The sequence below is a fragment of the uncultured Shewanella sp. genome, from assembly GCF_947495455.1.
Lineage (GTDB): Bacteria > Pseudomonadota > Gammaproteobacteria > Enterobacterales > Shewanellaceae > Shewanella.
Window position 1 is genome coordinate 24265 of record NZ_CANLZC010000060.1, and the last position, 10668, is coordinate 34932.

Genomic DNA, 10668 nt, shown 5'->3' on the forward strand with positions numbered 1-10668 from the left:
ATGAGTAGTAAAGAACAGAAATCTTCACAGTTAAGAAGTATGATCCCTGAAATGCGACGGGTAAAGCATATTCACTTCGTGGGTATTGGTGGCGCGGGAATGGGAGGAATTGCTGAGGTTTTGGTGAATGAAGGTTATCGATTGAGTGGCTCTGATATTGCAAAGAATGCGGTAACAAGTCGGTTAGAGTCTCTGGGGGTAACAGTGCATTTGGGCCATGGGGCTAATCAAGTTGAAGGCGCCGATGTTGTGGTGGTTTCCACGGCAATCGATAATGAAAACCCTGAAATTATAGCGGCTAAGGCATTGAGGATCCCCATTGTTAGGCGTGCCGAAATGCTGGCTGAGTTAATGCGTTATCGCCATGGTGTTGCAGTGGCTGGAACACATGGAAAAACCACAACCACGAGTTTAATTGCCAGTGTTTATGCTCAGGCTCAGCGTGATCCTACTTTTGTCATTGGAGGGTTACTCAATAGTGCCGGTACCAATGCACGATTAGGCAGTAGTCGTTATTTAATCGCTGAAGCAGATGAGAGCGATGCGAGCTTTTTACATCTTCAACCTATGGTGAGTGTGATCACTAATATAGAAGCCGATCATATGGACACTTATGACGGAGATGTAGAAAAATTGAAAAATACATTCGTTGACTTTGTTCATAACTTACCTTTTTACGGTGTGGTTGTGGCGTGTATTGATGATCCTATCGTGCGAGATCTCTTACCTAGGTTCGGCCGTAAAGTGGTGACTTATGGGTTTAGCGAAGATGCCGATGTGCAGGGGATCAACTTTAGCCAACAAGGTTATCAAAGCCAGTTCACAGTCCGCAGGCAAGGGTATAATGATGTTTCTTTAAATGTTAATTTACCAGGTCAGCATAATGTCCTTAATGCATTAGCTGCCATCGCCGTTGCGTGTGAAGATGATATAGAAGATGGTGCCATTGAGAAGGCACTCAATGATTTTCAAGGTATTGGCCGACGTTTTGAACAAGTGGGCGAGTTTGAGACTGACAAGGGCTTGATTAAGTTAGTCGATGACTATGGTCATCATCCTAGTGAGGTTGCAGCAACGATTAAAGCGGCGAAAATGGGATGGCCAGAAAAAAGAATCGTCATGATCTATCAGCCCCATAGATTTAGTCGAACGCGAGATTTGTATGAAGATTTTGTGGATGTTTTGTCACAAGTAGACTGTTTATTATTACTTGATGTTTACAGTGCTGGAGAGGCGCCTATTGCGGGAGCGGATAGCCGCGCTTTATGTCGCTCAATCCGTCAAAGAGGCCAGCTGGAACCGATCTTTATCTCAGATAAAAACATGTTGGATAGCTTGTTACCTGAGATATTGAAGGGAGGGGATCTGTTATTGACACAGGGAGCGGGTAATATCGGTGCGATATCTCGTGATTTAGCACAAGCATTATCAGTTTCGACTCAATCGATGCAGATTCATAATGGATTGCTCGATTGAATATTGATGGCGCCCTTGTTAAATCGTCCTTTGATTCATTCTTAAGGGACTATATAATAAGAGGTTTTATACTTGCACAGTGAAAAAGGATTATTTTCAGTGTCGTGGATAAATAAAAGGCAAGCATTGGGTCAATATGTAAAGCAAGTTAATTGGTATTTCACGTTTGGTGTGTTTTTCCTTTTTGCTGTTTTAGTTGGACTGGGCGTTGCTGCGGTGAAATTAAATACCGTTATTCATGATGCGAGTGCTTTACCTATCGAAGCGGTGGCGATTAAAGGTGAGAGGCATTTTACCAGTGATAAGGAGATCCAAATAGCTTTGGAGAATTTAATGCAGCGTAGCTTTTTTTCTGCTGATGTGAATCAGGTTCAGGCTGCATTAGAAGCCTTGCCTTGGGTTTACCAGGCTTCAGTGAGGCGAGAATGGCCTGCTAAATTAAAGGTGTATCTGATTGAACAACAGGCGGTTGCTCATTGGAATGAAACGGCTTGGTTGAATATTCAAGGTGATGTGTTTGAAGCACCAGCAAACGAGGAAATGAAAATATTACCTCAATTAGCAGGTCCAAATGATGAAGCTAAAGAGGTACTAGAGGCCTATAGGCAAGTGAGTAAACTGTTAAGTATTAATGGTTTTTCCTTAACTGGTTTAAGCTTGAATCCAAGACATGCTTGGCATGCTACTTTAGATAATGGCATTAAGTTAGAGCTGGGAAGGGAAGATAAAATGGCAAGAATACAAAGATTTATTAATGTTTTTCCAAAATTAGCTGAGCAAGTTAAAAAGGTTGCAACTGTTGATTTACGCTACGACACTGGATTGGCCGTAGGTTGGGAAGATGCACATAAGAGAGCCGTGAATTAATGACCAAAAATCAAGATAGAAATCTGATCGTTGGATTAGACATAGGGACATCTAAGGTCGCAGTTATTATCGGCGAAGTCTTGCCGGACGGAGAAATAAGCATTGTGGGGCTCGGAAGTCACGTTTCCAGAGGAATGGATAAGGGGGGAGTGAACGATCTTGATTCTATTGTGCGCAGCGTGCAAAGAGCATTGGATCAAGCCGAGTTAATGGCTGATTGTCAAGTGTCTTCAGTCTATTTGGGAATTTCAGGTAAGCATATTGAATGTCAGAATGAAAATGGCATGGTGTCCATTAATGACGAAGAAGTCACCCAAGATGATGTTGACAATGTGATCCACACGGCGCGTTCAGTCAAAATTCCCACAGAAAGACGTATTTTACATGTGCTGCCTCAGGAGTACGCTATTGATGTACAAGATGGCATAAGAAGCCCTATCGGCATGTCAGGCATGCGGATGGAAGCCAAGGTGCATATTGTCACTTGTGCCAATGATATGGCGAAAAATATCATCAAAAGTGTCGAACGATGTGGATTGAAAGTGGATGATTTAGTTTTTACTGCGATAGCTTCGGCTGATGCGGTATTAACGGATGATGAAAAAGATTTAGGTGTGTGTTTGGTTGATATGGGTGGTGGAACAACGGATATTGCCATTTACACTAATGGGGCCCTACGTCACTGTGCAGTGGTTCCTGTTGCAGGAAATCAAGTGACCAATGATATTGCCAAAATATTTAGAACACCTTTGTCTCATGCAGAACAAATTAAAGTTAAACATGCAAGTGCAAGAAGTTCCATGGTGAGTCGAGAAGACAGCATTGAAGTCCCTTCAGTGGGAGGACGTCCTTCACGCAGTATGTCGAGACATACCTTAGCAGAAGTAGTGGAGCCGAGATACCAAGAATTGTTTGAATTGGTATTAACACAGTTACGAGACTCAGGCCTTGAAGAACAGGTCGCTGCGGGGATCGTGTTAACAGGAGGGACGGCATCAATAGAAGGGGCAGTTGACATTGCTGAAGCCACTTTCGGTATGCCGGTGCGAATGGCTCAGCCATTACCGGTGAAAGGCTTACATGAATATGTTGATGATCCTATCTATTCAACTGGAGTTGGTTTGTTGCATTATGGCGCACGCCGGATTATCGAACGTCAGTTTGAGCGTCCAGAACGCCAAGGGGTTTCCAGTTTTTGGGCACGTATCCAAAGCTGGTTTAAAGGTGAATTTTAGTTTTTAACGCATGCATAACGGAGAAAAGGCCATGTTTGAGATCATGGACAGTCATACAGACGAAGCGGTGATTAAGGTCATCGGCGTTGGTGGTGGCGGTGGTAATGCCGTAGAACATATGGTGAAACACAACATCGAGGGTGTTGAGTTTGTTGCAACAAATACGGATGCACAAGCATTACGTAAATCGGCTGCAAGTACGACAATCCAATTGGGACGTGATGTCACCAAAGGATTAGGCGCAGGGGCCAACCCTGAGATTGGGCGTTTAGCGGCCGAAGAAGATAAAGAAAGTATTCGTAACGCAATTAAAGGTTCGGACATGATCTTTATTGCGGCGGGTATGGGTGGCGGTACTGGAACAGGTGCTGCCCCCGTTGTTGCGGAAGTTGCGCGTGAAGAAGGGATTTTAACGGTTGCTGTAGTGACTAAGCCTTTTCCTTTTGAAGGGAAAAAGCGCATGAGTTTTGCGGAGCTTGGTATTGAACAACTTGCTAAACATGTTGATTCATTAATTACTATTCCAAATGAAAAGTTACTAAAAGTGTTAGGCCGTGGTACATCGCTACTGGATGCATTCGCTGCAGCTAATAATGTTCTTTTAGGTGCGGTACAAGGTATTGCGGAGCTTATTACGCGTCCTGGCCTGATTAATGTCGATTTCGCAGATGTGAAAACTGTCATGTCTGAAATGGGCAATGCGATGATGGGAACAGGGGTTGCAAGTGGAGAAGATAGAGCTGAGGAAGCGGCTGAAGCAGCAGTAGCGAGTCCTTTACTTGAAGATATTGATTTAGCCGGCGCACGAGGTGTACTCGTCAATATCACTGCGGGTATGGACATGAGCATTGAAGAGTTTGAGACTGTGGGTAACCATGTTAAGGCTTACGCTTCGGATAATGCGACTGTTGTTGTGGGTGCGGTGATTGATCCTGAAATGAGCGATGAATTACGTGTAACGGTTGTTGCTACTGGTATTGGATCAGAAAAAAAACCTGATATTCAACTTGTGACTAAGCCTACACCTCGTACAGAGCCTACAGTGGCCACTGAGCAACCTCGTACTGAAAGCTTTGTTGCTGAAGAGATGATAACACCGAATATTCCTCAAGGTAGTGCAGCGCCAGTACCACAACAGCAAGTTGTTGTACCGACACCTGAGAAGAAAAATGAGTTAGATTATCTCGATATTCCAGCTTTTTTACGTAAACAAGCTGACTAAAAGTGGTAACTTGCTGAAGTTAACTGGAATAAATGCCCCCTATTAAGGGTGGGATTCTGTGTGTCTACTTATTTTGGTTAATGAGTAAAGTTATGCTAGAATCATTCGCCGAGTCTATTAGGCTCAGTTGGCTATTTTTGTGTTTTGTGCATGCTTTTGTGGCGAAATGACAGGTATTTAAATGATTTTTCAAAGAACAGTCAAAGAAATGGTAAAAACCACTGGTGTCGGATTACATTCTGGCAACAAGGTCACTTTGATCATCAGGCCTGCCCCGATCAATACAGGGATAGTGCTTGTTCGCACCGATTTAACGCCAGCGGTTGAGATCCCTGCCATAGCAGATCAGGTTCGTGAAACGACAATGTGCACTGCATTAGTGAATGACGATGGTGTTCGTGTTTCAACCATTGAACATTTATTTGCAGCACTGGCTGGCCTTGGCGTTGATAATGCCATTATTGAGGTTGATGCACCGGAAATTCCGATTATGGATGGGAGTGCGAGTCCTTTTGTTTTTTTATTGCAATCAGTGGGAATTGCAGAGCAAAGTGCAGCAAAGAAATATATTAGAATCACTAAACCTATTCGCGTTGAAGATGGTGATAAGTGGGCAGAGCTAAAACCTTTTCAAGGTTTTAGAGTGAATTTCGCGATTGATTTTAATCACCCTGAAATAGCACGTAGTCAGCAACATGTTACGATGGATTTTTCCTCGGCTGCTTTTATTAAAGACATTAGTCGAGCGAGAACCTTTGGTTTTATGCGTGACATTGAATATTTAAGAGCCAATAATTTAGCACTGGGTGGCAGCATGGAAAATGCCGTTGTGCTAGATGAATATCGCGTATTAAACCCAGATGGCCTGCGTTATGATGATGAATTTGTTAAACATAAAATTTTAGATGCATTTGGGGATTTATATGTTGCAGGGCACGCCATAGTAGGTGAATTTAGTGCTTATAAAACGGGTCATGCATTAAATAACCAACTTGTTAGAGCTATGCTCGCGCAGCAAGAAGCATGGGAGATAGTGAGTTTTGAAGAAGCCGATGCTCCTGTTAACTTCACGGTACCTGCAGGCGCAGTTTTTGCCTAATTATTGAATTTAAGATTGCCTTGAACGGCTGGCTAATGCAGCCAGCCGTTTTAGTTTCTGAGCAAGTGAACCATCTGTTTGCTCGGCAATGGCTTCAATATGTGATGCAGCAGTATGACTTATATGCCTATTATTTGGTGTGACTGGGGAAGTTTGAGTGTGTAACCTTGGGTTGACTTTGACTTCAATCGCAGTAAGCATAGGTAAGATTTCTGCTTGCAATTGTTGTAATATTTGTATTTTTTGGAAATTAATTCTAGCAGCCCAGGCAGAAGTGCTCGTTTCTATGACGAGAGTGCCTTGACGTAAGTTCGCGACTTTTAATTGTTTTGCAACTGGGCCTTTAAGTACACATTTTACATGATGATTTAGATGCAATAGGAGTTCTGCTTTCTCAGCTAATTGCGGTAAACCGCTTTGTTGATGGAGCAGTTGGCTAAGATCCAGAGGGAGCTTTTTCATATGATAATAAAATGGCTTGGTTAGGTTATGAGTGTAACAGTTTTTATTCAAAGTCGAAATGGTGCAAAACGTTGGCAGCCAGGAAAGCGTTGGTTATTATTACCTGCACTCTTAGTTGCAGCTGGAATTAGTGTTTATAAACATAATGAGCAACAACTTCATCAGCAACAAGTGAGTGTGGATGGTGAGAAAGCAGCACGGCAAGAACAGCAAAAAGAATTAGTCGAACTCAAAAATGCTACTGCTTCTCAACTATCTATGCTGGCGATGCATGTCGCTCGTATGCAGGCTAAATTAACTCGCTTAGAAGCATTGGGACAACAAGTTGCGCAGACCAATAAATTGGATGACCAGTTTGATTTTTCTGATGAAGTCGGTGTAGGTGGGTTAAGTGATATAGGCGCCAATATCGAGATAGAGCAGTTACTTGCTGATATGGACAGTTTAGTTTCTCGTATTAATAAGAATAATGTTCAGCTTTCTTTACTTGAAACTGTGTCATCGAATCTCCATATAGATAAAGAGCGTTATATTTCAGGTCGACCAATTACTAAAGGTTGGTTATCATCCCATTTTGGATTTCGAAATGATCCCTTTAATGGGCGAAGAGCTTTTCATAAAGGAATTGATTTTGCCGGTAAGGATGGATCCGAAGTTGTCTCAACCGGTGGTGGTGTTGTCACATGGGCAGGTCCGCGGTTTGGTTATGGTGAATTAGTCGAGATAGATCATGGTAATGGTTTACGGACTCGATACGGTCATAATAAAACCTTACTTGTTCGTGTTGGTGATGTTGTCACGAAAGGCGAGGATATAGCTGTAATGGGGAGTACTGGTCGTTCAACTGGGCCCCATGTGCATTATGAAGTGCTACGTGATGGAAAACAAATCGACCCCAAAACATTTGTTTATCGCAAAGCGGGTTAATCATATCAATAGGCTTTCAGACTCGCAAAGGGACTTGGCCAACAACATAATAAGTGGTTCAGATGTTTGGTAAATTACTGACAAAAATATTTGGTAGTCGAAATGAGCGTACGCTCAAAGGGTTCAAAAAAATCGCTGCGCAAGTGAATGAGTTAGAAGAAGCGTATCAAAAGCTCAGTGATGCTGAGCTTAAGGCGAAAACGGTTTCTTTTCGTGAGCGTTTAGAGAAAGGCGAAAGTTTAGAAAGTATTATGCCTGAAGCGTTTGCAGTTGTTCGCGAAGCCTCTGTGCGTGTGTTTGAGATGCGTCATTTCGATGTTCAGCTTATTGGTGGCATGATTTTAAACAGTAATCGTATTGCAGAAATGCGTACCGGTGAAGGTAAAACACTCACTGCGACTTTGCCTGCTTATCTTAATGGCCTAACGGGCAAAGGTGTTCATGTCATTACAGTGAACGATTACCTTGCTGCACGTGATGCTGAATTCAATCGTCCTTTATTTGAATTTTTAGGGTTAAGTGTCGGCATTAATGTGGCGGGTTTAGCTCAAGCTGAGAAGAAAGCGGCTTATGATGCTGATATTACCTACGGAACCAATAATGAATTTGGTTTTGACTATTTACGCGACAATATGGCTTTTTCGCCAGCTGAACGTGTTCAGCGCCCATTACATTATGCATTAATTGATGAAGTGGATTCTATTTTAATTGATGAAGCTCGTACCCCCCTTATTATTTCAGGTGCTGCCGAAGATAGCTCAGAGCTTTATATTAAAATCAATACATTAATCCCTAACCTTATTCGTCAAGACAAAGAAGACAGTGATGAATATACTGGTACGGGTGATTATTCGATTGATGAAAAAGCCAAGCAAGTGCATATGACTGAGCGTGGTCAAGAGAAAGTTGAATTAATACTTACCGAGCGAGGCATGTTAGCAGAAGGTGATTCGCTTTATTCTGCAACCAATATTTCTCTGCTTCATCATGTCAATGCCGCTCTACGTGCGCATACACTTTTTGAAAAAGACGTGGATTATATTGTTCAAGATGATGAAGTTATCATTGTCGATGAACATACGGGCAGAACCATGCCTGGTCGCCGTTGGTCTGAAGGCTTACATCAAGCGGTTGAAGCCAAAGAAAACGTTAAAATTCAAAATGAAAATCAAACGCTTGCGTCAATTACTTTTCAGAATTATTTCCGTCAATATGAAAAACTTGCAGGGATGACGGGAACCGCGGATACAGAAGCGTTTGAATTTCAGCATATCTATAACTTAGATACTGTGGTCGTTCCGACGAATAAACCTATGGTTCGTCAAGATAAACCAGATTTAGTTTATTTAACGGCTGCAGAGAAATACACGGCGATTATTGATGACATTCGCGACTGCCGTGAAAGAGGACAACCAGTGTTGGTGGGTACGGTATCCATTGAACAATCTGAATTGCTGCATAGCTTGATGAAGAAAGAGAAAATTCCTCATGAAGTGTTAAATGCTAAATTCCATGAACGTGAAGCGGATATTGTTGCTCAAGCGGGCCGTAAAGGTGCTGTGACAATTGCGACCAATATGGCGGGTCGAGGCACAGATATTGTGTTGGGCGGCAATTGGAATATGGAAATCGATGCACTCAATAACCCAACTGATGAACAGAAAGCCAAAGTGAAAGCTGATTGGCAAGCACGTCATGATGAAGTTGTTAAGTTAGGCGGGTTGCACATTTTAGGTACAGAGCGCCATGAGTCTCGTCGTATTGATAATCAGTTACGAGGTCGTTCAGGTCGTCAAGGGGATGCGGGATCTTCGCGTTTTTATCTTTCTATGGAAGATAGCTTGATGCGTATTTTTGCCTCAGATCGTGTTTCTTCAATGATGAAAAAATTAGGAATGGAAGAAGGGGAGGCTATCGAGCATCCTTGGGTATCCCGCGCCATTGAAAATGCACAACGTAAAGTTGAGGCGAGAAACTTTGATATTCGTAAGCAATTGCTCGAGTTTGATGATGTTGCTAATGATCAACGCCAAGTGGTGTATAACCAACGTAATGAGCTGATGGATGCTGAGAGTATTCAAGATACCATCACTAATATTCAAGGTGATGTGATTAATGATATCGTCGATCAATATATTCCACCGCAGTCCGTTGAAGAATTATGGGATGTTGCGGGTCTTGAAAAGCGCTTAGATTATGAATATGGCTTATCGTTACCTGTTCAAGAATGGCTAGATAAAGAAGATGATCTTTATGAAGAGACATTACGTGAACGTATTGCTGATTTTTGGGTAAAAGCTTACAAAGCTAAAGAAGAAATGGTAGGTGAGCAAGTATTACGTCAATTTGAAAAGGCAGTAATGTTGCAAACACTGGATGGTTTATGGAAAGAGCACTTGTCAGCGATGGATCATTTACGTCAAGGTATTCATTTACGGGGTTATGCACAGAAGAATCCTAAGCAAGAATATAAGCGAGAATCATTTCAGCTGTTTCAAGATATGTTGGAGTCATTAAAGCAAGATGTAATTTCCATTTTGTCTAAAGTGCAAGTGCAGGCGCAAGCTGATGTTGAACAAATGGAAGCGCAGCGTAGACAAGAAGAAGCGAAAATTCATCGTGATTATCAGCATGCCGCTGCTGATGCTCTGGTTGGTAGTAATGAAACTGAAGCCGATGCTGCTCATACGCCTGTTGTGCGTTCCGGCGAAAAGGTAGGGCGAAATGAGCCTTGTCCTTGTGGCTCTGGACGTAAGTATAAGCAGTGCCATGGAAAGTTAACTTAAGAGATTTAGGTTAAGTGGCCAATAGATTAAGTGGTCAGTAGATAACACAAGAGCCAACCTTTATGAGGTTGGCTTTTTTGATCTTGAATGACCATAAATAGTCAATCGAATTGGTATTAAAAATATATATCTTCAAATTTTGTTTATAGTGGTTTTTCTCAATTGTCGATAAAATCCGCATTTACAGCGGTATTTGGGGATAAGTTGGGGGGTAAGTGGTGAGGAACTTGTGTTTAATAAATAAAGTGAAAATAAATGCTTTTTTTCTTTAAAAAGCCCTTGCGCTAATTTCAAATCTCCCTATAATGCGCACCCACTGACACGGCAAAGCAGCTTCCTATAGCGATAGGAAAAAGCAGCGGTGACAAGCGTTTCAAGTAGTTATGAAGTGCGAAGGTGATTCCTATCTTGTATAAGAGTTAACCTTTGAAAAACTTCTTAAAAAAACACTTGACGCACACGAGGAAAAGCGTAGAATACGCCTCCTCAGCCAATATGGCGAAACGTTCTTTAGCATTTATTTAGAGCGTCGTTCTTTAAAAATTAGACAAGCAAATCTGTGTGGGCACTCACAGAGATTAAGTTATTCGAAAT

Annotated in this window: 7 protein-coding genes and 1 pseudogene; 7 read left to right on the forward strand and 1 reads right to left on the reverse strand. The window is 42.1% G+C overall.

The window, feature by feature from the left end; genetic code table 11:
• From murC to lpxC, 5 genes and pseudogenes are all read left to right on the forward strand, one after another.
• Entirely contained in the window at positions 1–1476 is a 1476-nt protein-coding gene (gene murC, locus Q0791_RS15345; RefSeq protein ID WP_299008160.1) for a UDP-N-acetylmuramate--L-alanine ligase, read from the forward strand.
• A 99-nt stretch (positions 1477–1575) separates the two neighbouring features.
• Positions 1576–2338, forward strand: a pseudogene (locus tag Q0791_RS15350) (cell division protein FtsQ/DivIB).
• Between the two features lie 4 nt (positions 2339–2342).
• Positions 2343–3578 (forward strand): cell division protein FtsA, encoded by a 1236-nt coding sequence (gene ftsA, locus Q0791_RS15355; RefSeq protein WP_299008166.1) that lies wholly within the window; start codon positions 2343–2345, stop codon positions 3576–3578.
• A 31-nt stretch (positions 3579–3609) separates the two neighbouring features.
• Positions 3610–4800 carry a cell division protein FtsZ gene (gene ftsZ, locus Q0791_RS15360; protein WP_299008169.1) on the forward strand — a complete coding sequence of 397 codons (1191 nt, stop codon included), beginning with the start codon at positions 3610–3612 and terminating at the stop codon, positions 4798–4800.
• Between the two features lie 181 nt (positions 4801–4981).
• The gene (gene lpxC, locus Q0791_RS15365) at positions 4982–5899 is read left to right on the forward strand and encodes a UDP-3-O-acyl-N-acetylglucosamine deacetylase (RefSeq protein ID WP_299008172.1); all 918 of its coding nucleotides are present in this window, start codon (positions 4982–4984) and stop codon (positions 5897–5899) included.
• A gap of 9 nt (positions 5900–5908) precedes the next feature.
• Here the strand turns inward: lpxC and Q0791_RS15370 are convergent, their stop codons facing one another.
• Positions 5909–6361 (reverse strand): DciA family protein, encoded by a 453-nt coding sequence (locus Q0791_RS15370; RefSeq protein ID WP_299008175.1) that lies wholly within the window; start codon positions 6359–6361, stop codon positions 5909–5911.
• Positions 6362–6388: 27 nt separating this feature from the next.
• On the opposite strand from Q0791_RS15370, the gene Q0791_RS15375 reads away from it, so the two are divergent.
• Both Q0791_RS15375 and secA read left to right on the forward strand, forming a co-directional pair.
• A complete protein-coding gene (locus Q0791_RS15375; protein WP_299008180.1) occupies positions 6389–7288 on the forward strand; it encodes a M23 family metallopeptidase in 900 nt (299 codons plus the stop codon).
• 62 nt (positions 7289–7350) lie between these two features.
• Complete coding sequence (gene secA, locus Q0791_RS15380) at positions 7351–10074, forward strand: preprotein translocase subunit SecA (protein WP_299008182.1); 2724 nt, start codon at positions 7351–7353, stop codon at positions 10072–10074.
• The last annotated feature ends 594 nt before the right edge of the window (positions 10075–10668 follow it).

Excerpts from the sequence above, each read along its gene's own strand:
- Q0791_RS15375 (WP_299008180.1), top strand. The coding sequence starts at position 6,389 with ATGAGTGTAACAGTTTTTATTCAAAGTCGAAATGGTGCAAAACGTTGG.
- Q0791_RS15370 (WP_299008175.1), bottom strand. The coding sequence starts at position 6,361 with ATGAAAAAGCTCCCTCTGGATCTTAGCCAACTGCTCCATCAACAAAGC.
- murC (WP_299008160.1), top strand. The coding sequence starts at position 1 with ATGAGTAGTAAAGAACAGAAATCTTCACAGTTAAGAAGTATGATCCCT.
- lpxC (WP_299008172.1), top strand. The coding sequence starts at position 4,982 with ATGATTTTTCAAAGAACAGTCAAAGAAATGGTAAAAACCACTGGTGTC.
- ftsZ (WP_299008169.1), top strand. The coding sequence starts at position 3,610 with ATGTTTGAGATCATGGACAGTCATACAGACGAAGCGGTGATTAAGGTC.
- secA (WP_299008182.1), top strand. The coding sequence starts at position 7,351 with ATGTTTGGTAAATTACTGACAAAAATATTTGGTAGTCGAAATGAGCGT.
- ftsA (WP_299008166.1), top strand. The coding sequence starts at position 2,343 with ATGACCAAAAATCAAGATAGAAATCTGATCGTTGGATTAGACATAGGG.